We start from the raw sequence: 17,442 nt of genomic DNA, 5'->3' as shown, positions 1-17,442 counted from the left end.
GCTCGGAGCCCCACGCTATACTCGAATGGTTTTCGAATCAGAGTGGAGTATTGCTGTTGGGCCGGAACTTTCCACCAAGGCTAATCACGATAGGCACTAATCATTAGTCGCAATCGGATTAACCGCCACAAAACTCAGGCCGTCTCCGATCCCAGGGAGATTACACATTGAGCTCCATCATCATTGGAGGAATGGTTTTCGTCTGCCTGTTCGCTGCCGCGATGATGGGGATGCTGCTGCGCATGCGATTACCTAATCATCACCTGGATATCGAGTCCAAGGACGTCATACGCCTGGCAACTGCCGTCGTGGGGACGCTGTCCGCACTGGCGCTCGGGCTGCTGATTGCGTCTGCAAAAAACGTCTACGACAGTAACGAGATTGAAGTCCGGACATCGGCCGCACGCATCGTCCTGCTCGACAGGGTCATGGCCCAGTACGGACCGGAGACAGCGCAGGCCCGAACCCGTCTGCGTCAACTGATTGAAACGCGGTTGAACCGGGGGTGGGGCAGCTCGTCCGCCGAGTCGACGGCGGTCAATCCTTTTGACGAGTCCCCGGGGATCGAACCGGTTCAGGTTGTACTGCGGGCACTAACGCCAGGTAACGAACCGCAACGCATGCTTCAGGTTCGCGCCTTGGAGGTCAGCTCTCAGCTGGCGGAAGCCCACTGGATACTGGTCGAGAGCAATACGGAGGGACTGCCCACGCCGTTTCTCGTCATCCTGACCTGCTGGCTGGCCTGGCTATTCGCGACGTTCGGCCTGCAGGCGCCGGCCAATCCCACCGTGATAGGCGTCATGCTCATCTGCTCTCTGTCGGTGGCCGCAGCGGTCTTTCTGGTGGTCGACATGGCGCATCCTTACGTCGGGATCATCCATGTTTCCGATGCGCCGTTGCGTACGGCGCTGATGAATATTGGCAAGTGATTTCCCGAGTGAAGCAGTAACGACAATCCAAAGGCTGCCTAAGGCGCACTGAACCGCTCGTTGATACCCGCTGCCTGCACCCGGTAAGTCTTGGGCGCGCAGCCCTGGGCCTTGTGAAAAAAGCGGCTGAAGGCGCTTAGGCTGGAAAAACCCAGCACCTCGGCAATCTGCGAAAGTTTCAGGTCGGTCTGGCTCAGGTATTTGCGGGCCAGGTCCAGCTTGGTCTGTTGCTTGATGGCCTGGAAGGTGGTGCCGCTGCCGGCCAGCCTGCGTTGCAGGGTTCGGCGGCTTTGCAGTTGATTGAGGGCGACAGCTTCGAGCGGCGCGCCACTGCTCGCCAGCAGTTTGCGTACGGAGTCTTCGGTGGCCGAGGCGGGACTTCGGTTGCGTCGTTGTTGGTTGTCCCGCAGATAGTCAAGCAAGGCGGGACGGGAGAAGGGCTGTTTCTCGTTCAGTGGATGCGCCAGCACCTGATGGCTGAGCAGCATGCCGTTGCACTCCTGATTGAAGAACACATTCTGCCCGAACATCCGTGTATAGCTCGCGCGGCTTTGCGGTTCCCGGCAACGCAGCATCACCCGCTCGGGCGACCACTGAGGGTAAAGGTCGCTTCGCAGCTTGCGCGCGAGCAGGGCCAGGCCCAGATGTACGGACTGGGTTTCGTCGATTTCGGCTGTTGCGGTCACCTCATAGTGTACGGTCAATCCGAGTTCATGTTGTTCCAGATGCACCAGAGCTCCGGACATCAGCACGTGAAAGTAGCGCGACAGCCGCTCGAGCCACTCGCCGACCGTGGTCGCTTCGCTGACGATGTCGAGCAGCGCACTGCCCAATACGCCCATCCCTTGTTTTTGTGCCAGCAACAGCCCGAAGTCCTCACGCCCGGTTTCCCGGGCAGCCAGTTCGAGAAAGTGCACCACCTTGGGTACCGGCAAGAGCAGGTCCAATTGGTCCAGCGACTGCGCTGCGATCGATGCCCCATGCGCCACTCGCCAGGGATCGCCGTGCAGATCGGCGATCAGCTCGCGGACGCCGTACAGGCACATGCTGCGAATGAGATGAGTATCCATGGCCCCATGCCTTTGAAGATTAATGGCGTGAAGTATCAAATGAATGGCACGTTTTATCAAATAAATGCTCGACGCCTGCGCAGAATACGACAGCCCGAACCTTACAAAAACCACAACGGAGCGATTGTCATGCTGGGTCTGATGCAGGATCACCCCTTACTCATTTCTTCGGTGCTCGAACACGCGCTGCGCTCGCACCCCAATGCCGAGATCGCCTCGCGCTTGCAGGACGGCACGGTGCATCACTGCACCTATGCCGACATCGGTCGGCGTGCCATGCAATTAGCCAATGCCCTTACCAACCTGGGCGTGCAGCCCGGCGATCGGATCGGCACCCTGGCCTGGAATGGCTACCGGCACATGGAAATGTTCTATGGCGTCTCGGGCATGGGCGCAGTGCTTCACACCATCAACCCACGGCTGTTTGCCGAACAGATCGAGTTCATCGCCAACCATGCCGAAGACCAGTACCTGTTTTTCGACCTGTCATTCGCTGCGCTGATCGAGCAACTTGCTCCACGACTCACCAGGGTCAAGGCTTTCGTTGTCCTGGCCGAGCGCAGCCAGATGCCGCCCATCGTTGTGCCGAACCTGCTGTGTTACGAAGAGCTGATCGGCGATGAGTCCGAGACCTTCGCTTGGCCTCGTCTGGATGAACGCGTGGCGGCCTCCCTGTGCTACACCTCGGGCACCACCGGAAATCCGAAAGGGGTGCTGTACTCCCATCGCTCGACCTTGCTGCATTCGATGGCCACCTGCACTCCGGACGGGTTCAACCTGTCCTCGGCCGATACGGCGTTGCTGGTGGTGCCCATGTTCCACGTCAACGCCTGGGGCATGCCTTATTCGGCGGCGATGTGCGGCGCGCGTCTGGTCCTGCCCGGCGCGGACCTCGACGGGGCCAGCCTGTATGACTTGATGCAGCGCGAAAAAGTGACCTTGGCCCTGGGCGTGCCAACGGTGTGGATGACCTTGCAACAACATGTGCAGAACGCCGGCCTGATGCCGACCGCGGACCTGTGCCTGAAACGGGTCGTGATGGGCGGGGCCGCGGCGCCACGCAGCCTGGTGGAAGCTTATGAGACGCGCTTTGGCGCCCGGGTGCTGCAAGCCTGGGGCATGACTGAGATGTCGCCTTTGGGCACGGTTTGCAATGCTTTGCCCAAGCACCGCGACGTCTCGCTTGACGAGCGCATTGACCTGCAAGCGAAGCAGGGGCGGGTGTTGTTCGGGGTAACGATCAAAATCGTCGACGCAGACGGTGCCGAACTGCCCCGCGACGGTAAGGCGTCCGGCCATTTGCGGGTCAAGGGGCCGTGGATCGCCAGTCAATATTACCAGGGTGAGGGTGAATCCTTGCTCGATGAACAGGGCTGGCTAATAACGGGTGATATCGCAACCATCGACCCGGATGGCTACATGCAGATTACCGATCGCGCCAAGGATGTGATCAAGTCCGGCGGCGAATGGATTTCCTCCATTGACCTGGAGAATGCTGCCTGCGGTCACCCGGCGGTGGCAGAAGCAGCGGTCATCGGTGTGCCTCACCCCAAGTGGCAGGAGCGGCCACTGCTGGTGGTGGTGCTCAAGCAGGGCATGTTGGCGACACGGGACGAGTTGCTCGGTTTTCTGCAGGGACGCGTGGTCAAGTGGTGGCTGCCCGACGCCGTGGCTTTCGTTGAAGCACTGCCCTACACGGCAACGGGCAAAGTGCAAAAAATGAAATTGCGCGAACAGTTCCGGGACTATCGTTTATAACCAGCGAGATCTTGTATTCAAGCCCAAAGGGCCTCACCCATGGATCGCATTGCACCTGAACTGGTCCTGAAAACCACGCCACCGCGAAGTCAAAAAACCGCTCACATGCGTGAGCGGTTGAGTATCGACAGCGCAGCCCTTTGCGACAAGACAGCGATTGCCGTGCAAGGCCCGGCGGGGTTCGGCAAGACGTTTCTGCTGGTGCAGTGGCGCCGGGAGTTTCTCTCCCGTGGGGCGGTAGTGGCCTGGTTGACCCTCGACGAGCATGACGATGGCATTCGATTCGCCAAAGGGCTGGCTGCGGCCATGGCCGTCGGCAGCGGCCGGGCGACGTTTGCTGGCTCTCTGGAGCGCACGCCCGGGCGCGATGAACTGGAGGGGCTGACTGATTGGCTGGCCGAAGTCGCCGACCTGGGCGGTGAAATCGTGCTGCTGCTCGACGAAACCGAAAGATTGCCCGAAGCCACAGTGCGGCATTGTCTGGCCTACCTACTGCACAATGCCCCGGCCAACCTGCGCATCATCATGGCCTCGCGCGGGCGTTTGAACCTGCAGGTGGGTGACCTGCAAGCCCGCGGCTTTTATGTAGCCATCGGCGCGGACGCCTTGCGTCTGCGTGTGGAGGAAACCGTGGCCATCCTCAGCGCTCGTTTCGGCCATCGTATCGACCCGGACCTGTGTGTGCGCTTGCATGAGGCCACCGAGGGCTGGTCACTGGGCTTGCAACTGGCAATCGCTTCCATCGAGAAAAGTCAGAGTGTGGTCGCAGCGGTCGAAGAATTGTCGGCGGGGACCGGTGACATACGCCGCTATTTCGTCGACACCCTGATCGCCCATCTGCCCGCCGAGCAGATTGAGTTTCTCACCAGCATTGCCCTGCTGGAGATGCTGCATCCTTCCCTGTGCATCGCCTTGACCGGCGACGAGCAGGCCGGCTTGCGCTTGCGGGATCTGTGCGTGGCAACGCCTATGTTTGTGGAGAACGTCGACAGTGAGTGGGTGCGAATTCACCCGCTGGCCCGGGAGTTTCTTCTGGGGCGCTTTGCCGGACTACCCGAAACCAGACGCCTGGATTTGCATGAGCGGGCGGCAAGTTGGCTTGAGGCGCATGACTTCTCCGAGCAGGCGGCTCGTCATTATCTTTTGGCCGGGCGTACCGGCCAGGCGTACCAGATGATCGAACAATGCCTCTACGAAATCATGTTGCGCGGGCAGTTCAGCCGGGTTCTGGAATGGGTCGAGGAACTGCCGGCGCAGGAGGTCGAATCGCGGTCGCGCATGTGCCTGGCGGCCGCCTGGTCCCTGGCCATGAGTGAACGGCATGAGGAAGCGGTGCGGCTGGTCTCCGGTATCCGGCAGGACCCGGCGACCGATGACAGCACACGTTGCGAAGCCGCGATGATTGTTGCTACCGCCGCCTATTTTGCCGACCGGCCGGACGAATCGCTGGCGCTCGTGACCCCTTGGATAGACGCCTTGCCGACCGGCGAAATCAAGTTACAGGCGGTCTTCGCCAACCAGATCGCGCGCCTGACCCTGTTCCAGGGCCAGCCGGAAAAGGCCCGACGCATCTTTCAGCGGGCGCCGTTGTATGCCTGGAGCTCCGGTCTGGACGCCATTCGGGGTTTCGGCGAATGGGTGGTGGGCCTCAGCTACGTGACCGAAGGCCGCCTGGTGCCGGCCGAAAGGGCATTGCGCGACAGCCTGACACGCGCCGAGCAGGACATCGGCCGACGCAGCCCGGTGGCGGTGATGCTGGCCAGCGGACTGGCCACGGTGTTGCTCGAGCGTGATCAGCCGCAAGAAGCGGCCACGGTTCTGGCCAACCGCCTTGACGTGGTCGAGCGCCTGGCCTCTCCGGATGCCGTCGTGATGGGCTATCTCACCGCTGCTCGTCTGGCGCTACTGCAGGGCCAGGGCCACCGCGGTTATGACCTCCTCGAGGCGCTGTTCGTACTCGGCGAGGAGCGCGGCATTGCGCGATTCTGCATTGCCGCACTCGCCGAGCAGATACGCCTGCACGCGCTGCAAGGTCGGGCCGACACCTGCCTTGCATTGGGACGCCGGCTCGATGCTCAGGTACCGCAGGTCGCGCGTGAACAAACAGGTTTGCTCGGGCCGGAGCTGGCCTTGATGGCCATGCTGGCCAAGGCCTATGTCGCCCACGTGCAACGTGACTGGCAAGGGATGCTGGAGCTGTTGGAGCGTGCCAACGAAACAGCCGAGCGCATTCGTCGCGGTCGTGAAATCGTGCAGATCAAACTGCTCAAGGCTTTGGCGCTCCAGGAATCCGGTGGAAATGGCCTGGCCTGCCTGCTTGAAGCGATCAGTCTGGCGGAGGAAAACGGCTTGCGGCGGATCGTCGAAGACACCCACCCGCAATTGCTCAAATGGATGCGCAAGGTCCAGCAAGAAATGCCCCGGGCCGAAGATCAAGGCACAGCACCCTCTGCCGCGCCGGCACCACTGGTGACCAGCACGGTGTCGCCCAGTCGATTGCTGACACCCAAGGAACGCGAAGTGTTGCAATTGCTTGCGCGAAACCTGTCGAACAAACAGATCGCGCTGGCGCTGAATGTCGGCGAAGAAACCGTGAAATGGCACTTGAAGAACCTCTTCGGAAAGTTCCAGGCTGGCACCCGCAAGCATGTGGTGGATCGGGCCTACATGCTGGGCATCCTCGATCCGGCCAGCTGAAACCTGTGGCTTGCGGACGCGTATGTTTCTGAGCCGCAAAGGCCCCCTTTTCCCCCCTGATTTCACTCAGCCCCCCTGACGATGGGGGGGCTGGATCACGCCCAATCGATAGTCTGGACCTCAATGGAGCCAACCCGGCCGGTGGATTTGCCGCCCGCCGAGCGTTGCTCAATGACATGAGTGGATCGGCAACGGCCGACTTTCGAGGTAAGGCGTATGAGTCAAAGCGTGCTGATTGCGGGGGTGGGCATGTCCCCGTTCGTCCCGCTGGGCGCTGGCGACAGTGTCGCCGCGTTGGCGGGCAGGGCGATCCGCCAGGCGCTCGACGATGCGCGTATTGACTACGACTTGGTCGACCAGGTGTTCAGCGCTTGCGTGAGTGGCGCAGTGGGTTGTAGCGAACAGGTTCTGGCCCAGATCGGCCTTACCGGAGTTCCGGTGTTTTTGCTAGCGGACGGTTGCGCGGCAGCCAGCAGTGCCTTGCAGCTGGCACGGCACAGCGTGTTGTCCAGCCAGGCCGAGTGCGCGTTGGCGCTGGGCTTCGAGTGCATGCCGGCGAACGTTACCCACCGCGCCTTCTTTGGTCTGGACGATAGCGCGCCGCAAGCCTGGGATGGCCTCGGTCAGGCCGATGCCTGCCAGACTCATTTTGCCCGGCGCGAGCATCCGGCGGCGCTGTTTGCGGCCCAGACCAGTTGGTTGCTGACCCGCATGGGCGTGGCGCAAACGAGCTTCGAACACGTTCTCGACCGGGCCCGGGCCCAGGCCATGCTCAACCCGATGGCGGTGCTCAACCGCTGCACGGCGCTCGATGGCTGGCGGGCTCGTTACCTTTGCCCGCCAGCATGCGGGGCTTCGGCGGTGCTGTTGTGTACACCGGGTTTTCTGGCCCGCTACGGCGCCCGGGGTGGTGTGGAAATACTGGCGTGTGTGCGCGGCAGCGACATGGCCTCCGAGCAGGAGGCCAGTTGCGTGCTCGATGTGCTGGGGCGCGCCACGACACGGCGCGTTGCCCAATTGGCGTATGAGCACGCAGGCCTTGGTGTCGACGAGATCGAGACTGTGGAGCTACATGACCAGAGCGTGGGCGACTTCATGGTGTACAGCGCCGCCCTGGGTTTGTGCCGGGAGGAGTGTATCAACGACTTCGTGCGCGAACGGCGCAACACGCGTGGCAATCCGGTCGATGTCTGCGCCTCCGGTGGGCTGCTCGGTCGCGGCCATGCACCGGGAGCAACGGGGCTTGCGCAAATCACTGAATTGGTCTGGCAACTGCGCGGCACAGCGCCGTTCAGGCAACACAACGGAGCCCGGACGGCACTTGCGCACAACGCGGCGCTGGGTCGTTCGGTATCGGTAACCATTCTGCAGCGCACTTAAGGACAGCGTCGCAGTGTCGTTTCAATGCGTTTTGATGAACCACAGAGAAGGTGAGCCCGTTAGATGAACAACAACAATAAGATCTGCCATGCAAACCTGCGTCGAGGGCTTTTGGCTACAGCAATTCTGGCCGGGATGGGCATCACGCCTGCACAAGCCCTGGAAATCGATACGGGCAATGAAGACCTGTCAGTGCGTTTCGACAACACCTTCAAGCTCAACTACGGCCAGCGTGTGGAAACCGCCAACAGCAAGCTGGCCAACAGTTGGAACAACAATGATGGCAACCGCAACTTCTCGGCCGGCAGTGCGGTGTCCCAGCGCCTGGACGTGCTCTCGGAACTGGACGTGGTCTTCAAGCAGAAGGCCGGTTTTCGCGTCAGTGCCAACAGCTGGTACGACCATGCCTATGACAATGTCGGCAGTGCCAACGCCTCGACCAACCAGCTCAACAATGGTGTTCCTGACTCGCGTCACATCAGTGGTTATGCCGACCGTTATTACAACGGGCCTTCTTCGGAAATCCTCGATGCCTTCGTGTTTGGCAGCACTGAGGTCGGCGATGAAACCCTGCTCAGCGCCAAGCTTGGCAGCCATACCCAGTATTGGGGTGAAAGCATCCTGGCCTTTGCCCATGGCAACAGTTATGGCCAGTCGGGCCTGGATATCACTAAAGGCCTGACGGTTCCGGGCACCGAGGCCAAGGAACTGTTCATCCCGCGGAACCAGTTGTCCACCAGCCTGACGCTCGGCTCGGAACTGACCCTGGGCGCCCAGTATTTTCTCGATTGGGACGCTTCGCGCCTGCCGGAGTCGGGCACCTACCTGGGGTTCAACGACGGCATCCAGAGTGGCGGGCACAACCTGTCGCTGATCGGTGGGCGCAATCCCTTCTTCGGCGCCCCAGGCCCCGTTGGCGCCAATGAGTTCCTGCGCCTGAGCAACGGCCACACCTTCACTCCGGACAAGCGCGGCGACTTCGGCCTGATGGCCAAGTGGAGCCCGGAATGGCTGGACGGGACGCTGGGCTTTTACTACCGCAACACCTCCGACATCCTGCCCAACCTGGTCCTGCAGCCGACGGCGGTGGGTCCGGCGCAGCTGATTTCGGGAAATATCGGCAGCTACAACCAGTTCTACGTCGACGACATCGATATCTACGGCATCAGCCTGTCCAAAAGCATCGCCGGGGTCAGCGTCGGCTTCGATCTCAACTACCGCGAAAACATGCCGCTGGCCAGTGTCGCCGGCACCGTCAGCCCGGCCGCGGCCGCAGCTGGATTGCCCGGATTCATCGGCAGTTTCGATGGCAATAACGGCGTGGCCCGAGGCAACACCGTGCATGCAGTGCTCAACGGCCTGACCACCTTCGCCGACACGCCGGTGTGGGACAGCGCCTCGCTGCTGGTGGAGCTTGGCTACAGCCGCTGGCTGGACGTCACCGATAACAAGCAATTGTTCAAGGGTGAGGACTGGTACCGCGGCGTGGACAAGGTCAGCAAGGACAACTATGTCATCGGCGTCAACTTCAACCCGACCTGGTATCAGGTTTTCCCCGGCATCGATTTCTACATGCCGGCCACCTATAACGTCGGCCTCAATGGCAACTCGTCAGTCCAGATGGGGGGCAACGAAGATTCCGGAAGCTATTCGATCGGCGTTGGCATGGACGTGCGCAATCAGTATCGCTTCGACTTGAAGTACGTGGACAACTTCGGTCCGTTCGATACCTGCGACCGCGCCGGCAATGCCGGCAGTCAGGGAGACGGTGCCGCACCCGGCGCCAACGGCCAGTACAACTGCACTCCAGGGCAGGCTACCGCCTTTGGCGGTACATCGGCCCAGCTCAAGGATCGCGGCATGGTCACCTTCACCTTCAAAACGACTATCTAATCGAACGTTGCCCGGCAACAGGAGAGTCCCATGAAATATGCACATTCGGTATTGGCCGCAGCCCTTGCGCTGGCGGTGACCGGTGCCGCCCACGCGGCCGTATCGTCCGACCAGGCCGCCCGACTTGGCAGCACATTGACCGGCGTTGGTGCCGAGAAAGCGGGCAATGCCGACGGCAGCATCCCGGCCTATACCGGTGGCCTGACCCAGGCACCGGCCAGCTACCAGGCGGGCAGTTCGTTCCGCCCCGACCCTTTCGAAAATGAAAAGCCGGTAACGGTGATCAATGCCGGCAACGCCGCCCAGTACGCTGGAAAACTGACGGTCTCGACCCAGGAGTTGCTCAAGCGCTTCCCGTCGTTTCTTGTCGATGTCTACCCGACCCATCGCACCGTGGCCATGCCTCAGCGACTGCTGGACAACACGGCGAAAAACGCCGTCGGGACCAAAACCACCGAGGGCGGAGTCGCCCTGGACAATGCATTGCCCGGCGTGCCGTTCCCGATCCCCGCCGATGGCTATGAAGCCATGTGGAACCACTTGCTGCGCTATCAGGGCTTTGCGCTGAACTCCAAGTACGATTCATGGAACGTCGATTCCTCGGGCAAGGCGACCCTGGCCACTACCGGCAACGCCTACATCGAGTACCCGTTGTACGACCCGGCCCGTACCAGCGCGGCCAACGAGAGCGACGTGTTCTTCAAGACCAAGCTGTATTACCAGAGCCCGGCACGCCGCGCCGGCGAGGCCATTCTGGTAGTCGATGCGGTCAACCCGCTCAAGCAAGGCCGCCGGGGCTGGCAGTACCTGCCGGGACAACGCCGGGTGAAGCTGGCGCCGGACATCGCCTACGACACACCGAACCCGGGGTCCGCCGGCAGTTCGACCTATGACGATTCCTGGGTGTTCAACGGTGCCCTGGACCGTTATGACTTCAAGCTCGTAGGCAAGAAGGAAATGTACGTCCCCTACAACACCTACAAGTTGAACTACCACAAGGTGGCTGCGGACGTGACCACTGCGAACCACGTCAATCCCGACCTGATGCGCTGGGAACTGCACCGAGTGTGGGTCGTGGAAGCGACCCTGAAGCCGGGCAAGCGCCACATCTACAGCAAGCGCACCTTCTACCTCGATGAGGACAGCTGGATTGCCCTGGCTTCGGACGAATACGACGCCAGCGGCAAGCTGTACCGCGGCGCCTTTGCCCACATGGCCTACAGCTACGACGTGCAGGCGCCGAACTCGGACAACCATATGTTCTACGACTTCGTCACCGGTAGCTACAACATTACCGGGATGTACGGGCCGTACGGTGGTGTGAAGTACATCGAGCCACTCTCCAAGGCCCAGTGGGCTCCGGAATCCCTGGCCGGTGCCGGAATCCGCTGACAGGACTCCATGTGGTATTTGCCATCGGGGAGAGGCCACACCTCTTCCGGTGGCTTTTTTTATCCGGGAAACAGCGATGAATAAATTCAGATGGATAGTGCTCATTGCACTGGGTGCCGCGTTGGCCTTGCCTTTCACCCGTGCCGTGGTGGCGGCGGATTTTGCCGATACTCTCGACCGGCCGGCGTTGCAGACCGACAAGGCGCTGCATGGCATTTTCACGGGACTGACCAGTGCCGGCGGGCGTTTGGTCGCGGTCGGCCAGCGTGGCCACATTTTCTATTCGGACGATGCAGGCCTGCAATGGCGTCAAGCCAGGGTACCGGTCAGCTCTGACCTGGTGGCCGTGCATTTCCCAAGTCCGTCCCAGGGCTGGGCCGTCGGTCATGACGGCGTGGTGTTGCACAGCAGCGACGCGGGCGAAAGCTGGAGTCGTCAATTCGACGGCCGCGACGTCGGCTCGACCCTGCTGGCGTATTACCAGAAGCAGGCTGCAGTACGGCCGAACGATGAGGCGGTCGCCTTATTGTTGGCCGATGCCCAGCGCATGTTCGAAGAGGGCGCTGACAAGCCGTTCCTCGATGTGTGGTTCGAGAATGACCAGGTCGGTTACATCGTCGGTGCTTTCAACCTGATTTTCCGTACCGACAATGGTGGTCGCAGCTGGACCCCGTGGCTGCATCGGACCGACAACCCCAGTGCCTTGAACCTGTACGCCTTACGCCCGGCCGGTAATGAACTGTTCGTTGTCGGCGAGCAGGGCCTGGTGCTCAAGTTCGACCCGGCCAGCGAGCGTTTCAAGGCCACCCCCACGCCCTACAACGGCAGCTTTTTCGGCATTGTCGGCAAGCCCGGCGCGGTCTTGGTGTTCGGCCTGCGCGGCAATGCCTATCGCAGCGTCGATGGCGGCGCCGACTGGAACAAGGTCGAGCTCGGCCTGCCCCTGAGTATCACCGCCGGCACGGTCACACCAGACGGACGGATCATCCTGTTGAGCCAGGCCGGCCATGTACTGGTCAGCAACGACGACGGCGCAAGTTTCAAGCTGCAGGCGAAAAGCGGCCTGGCGCCGGTGGCCGCGGCGCAAGTATCAACGGCAGGTGCGCTGGTACTGGCCGGCGCCCGAGGTCTTCGCCAGTTACCGCTCGAATAAGCCCACCTGCGTACAACAAAAGAGACAAGACACGATATGGGTACCTACGAACTCGATACGATGCCGGTGGTGCGGGAGCTCAAGGGCTTCGACGCCCGTTCCGGCACCCTGCTCGAACGCTTGATCTTCAACAACCGTCTGCTGGTGGTGCTGAGCTGTCTGGTGATCACCGTGCTGCTCGGTTACTTCGCGGCCACTCGACTGAGCCTGACTGCCAGCTTCGAAAAAATGCTGCCGCAAAGCCAACCGTTCATTCAGAACTACCTGGAGAACCGCCAGTCCTTGCGCGGGCTCGGCAATGCGGTGCGGGTGGTGGTGGAGAACACCCAAGGTGATATCTTTGACCCGCAATACCTCGATGCGCTCAAGCAGATCAACGACACCCTGTTTGTGACTCCCGGCGTGGACCGCGCCTGGGTCAAGTCGCTGTGGACGCCGGCGGTGCGCTGGACCGAAGTCACCGAACAAGGATTCCAGGGTGGGCCGGTGATGCCGGATGCCTACGATGGCTCGGCCAAGGGCGTCGAGCAGCTGCGCTTGAACATCGCCCGATCCGGCATCGTCGGCAGCCTGGTGGGCAACAACTTCAAATCGAGCATGATCTTCGTGCCCCTGCTGGAGAAGGATCCAGTCACCGGCCAGGCCATCGATTACCACGCGTTCTCGCGCGTGCTCGAAGAGCAGCTGCGCAACCAGTACGAGTTCGCTGGCACCAGCGATGCCGATGCCCGAGGCGAGGAGGGCAAGGGCCCGATCAAGATCCGCGTGATTGGTTTTGCCAAGCTGGTTGGCGACCTGATCGATGGCCTGGTTTTGGTGATGATGTACTTCGGCGCCGCCGCGCTGATTGCTACCGCCATCATTTATTTCTTCACTCGCTGTGTACGCAGCACCGCGCTGGTGATTCTCTGCTCGGTGATCGCCGTGGCCTGGCAGCTGGGATTGGTCGCGCTGTCGGGCTATGCACTCGACCCGTTCTCGATCCTGGTGCCGTTCCTGGTATTTGCCATCGGCGTGTCCCACGGCGCACAAAAAATGAACGGGATCATGCAGGATGTGGGGCGCGGCACGCATCAACTGATCGCCGCGCGCTACACCTTCCGCCGCCTGTTCCTGGCAGGGCTGACGGCCTTGCTCGCCGATGCGGTGGGCTTTGCCGTACTGATGCTGATCGACATCCCGGTGATTCAGGACCTGGCCGTCACCGCCAGCATCGGTGTGGCAGTGTTGATCTTCACCAACCTGGTGCTGTTGCCGGTGCTGTTGTCGTATTGCGGTGTCAGCCGCAAGGCGGCGGCGCGCAGCCTGCGTCAGGAAGTCAAGCAACTGCGCGGTAAGGGTCTGGGCAATCTGTGGAGCCTGCTCGACCGCTTTACCGAGCGCCGCTGGGCCACCGTCGCAGTGATCGTCGCCGGATTGTTGGCTGCGGGCGGGTTCATGGTCAGTACTCAGTTGCAGATCGGCGATCTCGATCCCGGTGCACCCGAGTTGCGCGCAGACTCCCGCTACAATCGCGACAACGCCTACATCACCGATAACTACTCGCTGTCCAGCGACCAGTTCGCCGTGATGGTCAAGACCGCGAGCGAGGGTTGCCTGAAGTACGAGACCCTGGTCGAGGCCGACCGTCTCGGCTGGCTGCTGCAACAGCAGCCTGGCGTTCAGACCACCGTGTCGCTGGTCAACGCGGTACGGCAGATCACCGCGGGTTCCTATGAAGGCAACCCGAAGATGCTGACCATCGCGCGCAATCAGGACGTGCTCAACTATGGCGCGCAGCAGGCCTCGGTGAACAACCCCGAACTGTTCAACAGTGACTGCTCGATGATGCCGGTGGTGGCCTACCTGGCCGACCATAAGGCGCAAACCCTCGATCATGTGGTCAGGGTTGCGCAGACTTTCGCTCGCGAACACAGCAACGGTGAGCGCCAGTTCATGCTCGCGGCCGGCAGCGCGGGGATCGAAGCGGCGACCAACATCGTGGTCCGCGAGGCCAACCGCACCATGCTGTTGTACGTGTATGGCGCGGTGATCGTGCTGTGCTTCATCACCTTTCGCAGCTGGCGCGCGGTCGTGGTGGCGGTGGTGCCGTTGATGTTAACGTCAGTGCTCTGCGAGGCGTTGATGGTCTGTCTTGGCATGGGCGTGAAAGTTGCCACCTTGCCGGTGATCGCCCTAGGTGTGGGGATCGGCGTGGATTACGCGCTTTACCTGCTCAGTGTGCAGCTGGCGCAGCAGCGTGCTGGCCTGTCGTTGACCGAGGCTTACAGGAACTCTGTGGCGTTCACCGGCAAGGTGGTCGCGTTGGTGGGCATCACCCTGGCGGCGGGCGTCATCACCTGGGCCTGGTCGCCGATCAAGTTCCAGGCGGATATGGGCATCTTGCTGACCTTCATGTTCATCTGGAACATGATTGGCGCGCTCGTGCTGATACCGGCGCTGTCGCACTTCCTGCTCAGGAAGGCTCGCTAATCTGCCTGCGATCTCCCGTAGGAGCGAGCTTGCTCGCGATGTAAATCAACGATGATGCGGGGAGCCTGGCACCCCGCGGTGCTCTCAGGTTCTTCGCGAGCAAGCTCGCTCCTACAAATCCCGCCGCCCTCGGCCATCCATGGCTGGGGGTGGCTAACCCGGCATCCATGTCGGGTTAGCCATTACGCAGAACCGGAACGAAGCCAGGGGGCCAGAAGTTCAAAAGCCAAAGCCAAAGCCAAAGCCAAAACCAAAACCAAAACGAGACGCCTGATAGCCGACCTGGTTGCGGGCCTGTCTACGATTCCAATGCAGGAGAGAGCCTGCTCTTGGAGGCGGTTTGCCAGCCGACATGAATTTGGCGGATGTACCGGGACCCTGTGGGAGCTGGCTTGCCTGCGATGACTGAGTGTCAGGCGACAAATATTTTGAGGGTGTACATATCCATTCCTGCGGTAACCGCCGCTGGCTGTTAACGCAGAAGTGGAAATGTGCTCAGTCGATTAATCCCGGGTCGCCTGTCAGGCCGCCTTCGCGGGCAAGCCCGCTACCACAGAAGCCCAACCTTTTATTGCACTGGCTTGAGCGGCACGATCAACGGGCCGTCGAAGGCCTGCATGATCAGCGAAGCGGGCTGGCCATGGCTGATCAGCTGGGCCATGGCGTTCATGTAGGGCGTCAGGTGACGGAAGTATTTCTTGTAGCTGGGGCACAGGTAGTTCAGCCCGGGCTCGCCGTTGGGTGCGGTCATGAAGCGGTTTTTCGGGCATTCGCCGTGGCAGGCGAAGCGGTAGTCGCATTGCTGGCACACGGTCGGCAAGGTCGTTTCCTTGGCCGCCCCGAAAGCTTGCTGGGCCGGGGAGGCGAGCAGGGTGGCCGGGTCGTCTTCATTGAGGTTGCCCAGCCGATATTCCGGGTACATGTAGTGATCGCAGGAATAGACGCTGCCGTCATGCTCGACGATCGCTGCTTTGCCACAACGCGGGCTGAACAGGCAGACCGAAGGGGCCAACTGACACCAGGCCGCCAGCGCCCATTCGAAGTTCATCACATGGAGGTCGCCGACGTCATGGCGCACCCATTCGTTGAAGATGGCGATGAGAAAATCACCATAGCGATCGGGTTCGACACTGTGCGCCGTGACCAGTCCGGGTTCGTCCACGGCATGCAGGCGTAGCTCCGGCGGTGTGGCGAAGCTCAAGCCCTGCTTGACGTCCGAAATACCCGGAAGGCGTTCGACCACCGGGTTGAACTGGATATGCCGCACGCCCTGGGCCTTGAGAAAACCATAGATTTCCAACGGATGGTGCGCCACATCGCGGGCCACGGTGACCAGCACGTTGAACTGCACCCCGTGTTTCTTCAGCAGGTCCAGGCCAGCCATCACCGCATCGAAACTGGAGCGGCCACGCTTGTCCGGTCGGTAGAGATCGTGGACCTCACGCGGTCCGTCGAGACTCAGGCCAACCATGAAATTCTCACGGGCGAGAAAGGCACACCACTCGTCATCGAGCAGGGTGCCGTTGGTTTGCAGGGTATTGCGGATGACCTTGCCAGCGCCAAGCTCGCGCTGGCAGGCCACCGCCCGCTGGAAAAAATCCAGGCCCAGCAAGGTCGGCTCGCCGCCTTGCCAGGTGAACTCCACTTCGGGGCTGGGTTGCGCGGCGATGTAACCCTGGATGTACGCGCGCAACACCTCGTCGGACATGCGAAAGCGTTCTCTGGGCGGGTAAAACTGCTCCTTTTCCAGATAGAAGCAGTAGCTGCAATCAAGGTTGCAAATGGGACCGACCGGCTTGGCCATCAGGTGCAACCCCTGCACCGCGGGAGAAGCGCTCGCCATCAGAGAAATCCGACCTTGCGCGCGTCGCTCAGCACGAAACGACGCAACAGGCCCAGGGACAGCCGACGCAGGTGGAACAGCACTTTCGCAAAGGGCCCGACCAGCAACAGGTCCTGGTTCTTTTGCACGGCGCGGACCATGCCTTCGGCGACCACCTCGGGCCCGCAGCCCTTGGTCTGATAGTACTTATGCAGTCGCGTAAGCTGGGCTTCGTCGACCGAGGGAGAGACGTTGTTGCGGGCATGGGTGATCGGCGTATTGATGATGCCGGGACAGACGGTGGTGACGCAGATATCGCTGTCGGCCAACTCCATCTTCAGGACTTCGTTGAACCCGAACACCGCATGCTTGGAGGCGGCATAGGCCGCCATCGTCGGCGACGGATACAGACCAGCCGCCGACGCGACGTTAAGCACATGGCGCGGCCCGCCGGCCTTGATCATCTGCGGAATGAAGTGATAGCAGCCATGCACCACCCCCATCACGTTGATGTCCAATACCCGTTGCCAGTGGGCCAGGTCGCTTCGCAGGAACTGGCCCAGGTAACCGATGCCAGCGTTGTTGATCAGCACATCGAGCGCGCCGACAGAGTCGTGGAGCTGAATGGCCAGATCGCGCACGGCGTCGCTGCTGGAGACATCGAGTTGATGGATGGTGCAGCGGGTGCCGAGCGCTTCGACCTCCAGCTTCACTTGCAGGAGTGCATCGAGATTGATGTCGGTGGCAATGATCCGGGCGCCTCGGCGGGCGAACGCCAGGGCCGCCGCGCGACCGATGCCGGAAGCGGCGCCGGTGATCAGGACTTTCTTGTTCTTCAGTTCGGTAGTGGCCATGGGAGTCTCCTGGGGACAATGG

Annotated in this window: 11 protein-coding genes and 1 pseudogene; 9 read left to right on the top strand and 3 right to left on the bottom strand. The window is 61.4% G+C overall.

All coding sequences use genetic code 11. From position 1 onward, the window contains the following. The first annotated feature begins 167 nt into the window (after positions 1–167). Positions 168–929: a DUF4239 domain-containing protein gene (locus D8V06_RS19270; protein WP_130931570.1), complete on the top strand. Its 762-nt coding sequence runs from the start codon at positions 168–170 to the stop codon at positions 927–929. Between the two features lie 38 nt (positions 930–967). Here D8V06_RS19270 and D8V06_RS19265 read toward each other — a convergent pair whose 3' ends face one another. Next, the gene (locus tag D8V06_RS19265) at positions 968–1,999 is read right to left on the bottom strand and encodes an AraC family transcriptional regulator (RefSeq protein WP_130931569.1); all 1,032 of its coding nucleotides are present in this window, start codon (positions 1,997–1,999) and stop codon (positions 968–970) included. Positions 2,000–2,128: 129 nt separating this feature from the next. Between D8V06_RS19265 and D8V06_RS19260 the strand changes: the two genes are divergently transcribed. The 8 genes and pseudogenes from D8V06_RS19260 to D8V06_RS30895 all read left to right on the top strand — a co-directional run. Beyond that, positions 2,129–3,757 (top strand): 3-(methylthio)propionyl-CoA ligase, encoded by a 1,629-nt coding sequence (locus D8V06_RS19260; protein WP_130931568.1) that lies wholly within the window; start codon positions 2,129–2,131, stop codon positions 3,755–3,757. Between the two features lie 39 nt (positions 3,758–3,796). Then, complete coding sequence (locus D8V06_RS19255; protein WP_130931567.1) at positions 3,797–6,454, top strand: LuxR C-terminal-related transcriptional regulator; 2,658 nt, start codon at positions 3,797–3,799, stop codon at positions 6,452–6,454. 216 nt (positions 6,455–6,670) lie between these two features. Continuing rightward, positions 6,671–7,834: an acetyl-CoA acetyltransferase gene (locus D8V06_RS19250; protein ID WP_130931566.1), complete on the top strand. Its 1,164-nt coding sequence runs from the start codon at positions 6,671–6,673 to the stop codon at positions 7,832–7,834. A 63-nt stretch (positions 7,835–7,897) separates the two neighbouring features. Then, on the top strand, positions 7,898–9,727 hold the full coding sequence (locus D8V06_RS19245) for a DUF1302 domain-containing protein (protein WP_130931565.1): 1,830 nt from the start codon (positions 7,898–7,900) through the stop codon (positions 9,725–9,727). Positions 9,728–9,757: 30 nt separating this feature from the next. Beyond that, positions 9,758–11,119: a DUF1329 domain-containing protein gene (locus D8V06_RS19240; RefSeq protein ID WP_130931564.1), complete on the top strand. Its 1,362-nt coding sequence runs from the start codon at positions 9,758–9,760 to the stop codon at positions 11,117–11,119. Between the two features lie 76 nt (positions 11,120–11,195). Continuing rightward, positions 11,196–12,272 (top strand): YCF48-related protein, encoded by a 1,077-nt coding sequence (locus D8V06_RS19235; RefSeq protein ID WP_130931563.1) that lies wholly within the window; start codon positions 11,196–11,198, stop codon positions 12,270–12,272. A 36-nt stretch (positions 12,273–12,308) separates the two neighbouring features. Continuing rightward, on the top strand, positions 12,309–14,744 hold the full coding sequence (locus tag D8V06_RS19230; protein ID WP_130931562.1) for an MMPL family transporter: 2,436 nt from the start codon (positions 12,309–12,311) through the stop codon (positions 14,742–14,744). A 5-nt stretch (positions 14,745–14,749) separates the two neighbouring features. Then, positions 14,750–14,860: pseudogene (locus D8V06_RS30895) on the top strand (outer membrane lipoprotein carrier protein LolA); the annotation flags it as partial. Between the two features lie 452 nt (positions 14,861–15,312). Here D8V06_RS30895 and D8V06_RS19225 read toward each other — a convergent pair. Both D8V06_RS19225 and D8V06_RS19220 read right to left on the bottom strand, forming a co-directional pair. After that, positions 15,313–16,587, bottom strand: a complete 1,275-nt coding sequence (locus D8V06_RS19225; RefSeq protein WP_130931561.1) for an anaerobic sulfatase maturase — start codon at positions 16,585–16,587, stop codon at positions 15,313–15,315. Beyond that, positions 16,587–17,420 (bottom strand): SDR family NAD(P)-dependent oxidoreductase, encoded by an 834-nt coding sequence (locus tag D8V06_RS19220; protein ID WP_130931560.1) that lies wholly within the window; start codon positions 17,418–17,420, stop codon positions 16,587–16,589. Before D8V06_RS19220 ends, D8V06_RS19225 begins: the two co-directional genes overlap by 1 nt. Between the last annotated feature and the right edge of the window lie 22 nt (positions 17,421–17,442).

The sequence above is a fragment of the Pseudomonas sp. Sample_24 genome, from assembly GCF_004307605.1.
Lineage (GTDB): Bacteria > Pseudomonadota > Gammaproteobacteria > Pseudomonadales > Pseudomonadaceae > Aquipseudomonas.
Note: the sequence above shows the minus strand (reverse complement) of the source record. Positions and strands in the feature narration are given on the sequence as shown.

What these genes read in the sequence shown, in the direction of transcription:
- D8V06_RS19255 (WP_130931567.1), top strand. Translation starts at nt 3,797, where the DNA reads ATGGATCGCATTGCACCTGAACTGGTCCTGAAAACCACGCCACCGCGA.
- D8V06_RS19230 (WP_130931562.1), top strand. Translation starts at nt 12,309, where the DNA reads ATGGGTACCTACGAACTCGATACGATGCCGGTGGTGCGGGAGCTCAAG.
- D8V06_RS19220 (WP_130931560.1), bottom strand. Translation starts at nt 17,420, where the DNA reads ATGGCCACTACCGAACTGAAGAACAAGAAAGTCCTGATCACCGGCGCC.
- D8V06_RS19225 (WP_130931561.1), bottom strand. Translation starts at nt 16,587, where the DNA reads ATGGCGAGCGCTTCTCCCGCGGTGCAGGGGTTGCACCTGATGGCCAAG.
- D8V06_RS19265 (WP_130931569.1), bottom strand. Translation starts at nt 1,999, where the DNA reads ATGGATACTCATCTCATTCGCAGCATGTGCCTGTACGGCGTCCGCGAG.
- D8V06_RS19260 (WP_130931568.1), top strand. Translation starts at nt 2,129, where the DNA reads ATGCTGGGTCTGATGCAGGATCACCCCTTACTCATTTCTTCGGTGCTC.
- D8V06_RS19250 (WP_130931566.1), top strand. Translation starts at nt 6,671, where the DNA reads ATGAGTCAAAGCGTGCTGATTGCGGGGGTGGGCATGTCCCCGTTCGTC.
- D8V06_RS19245 (WP_130931565.1), top strand. Translation starts at nt 7,898, where the DNA reads ATGAACAACAACAATAAGATCTGCCATGCAAACCTGCGTCGAGGGCTT.
- D8V06_RS19235 (WP_130931563.1), top strand. Translation starts at nt 11,196, where the DNA reads ATGAATAAATTCAGATGGATAGTGCTCATTGCACTGGGTGCCGCGTTG.
- D8V06_RS19240 (WP_130931564.1), top strand. Translation starts at nt 9,758, where the DNA reads ATGAAATATGCACATTCGGTATTGGCCGCAGCCCTTGCGCTGGCGGTG.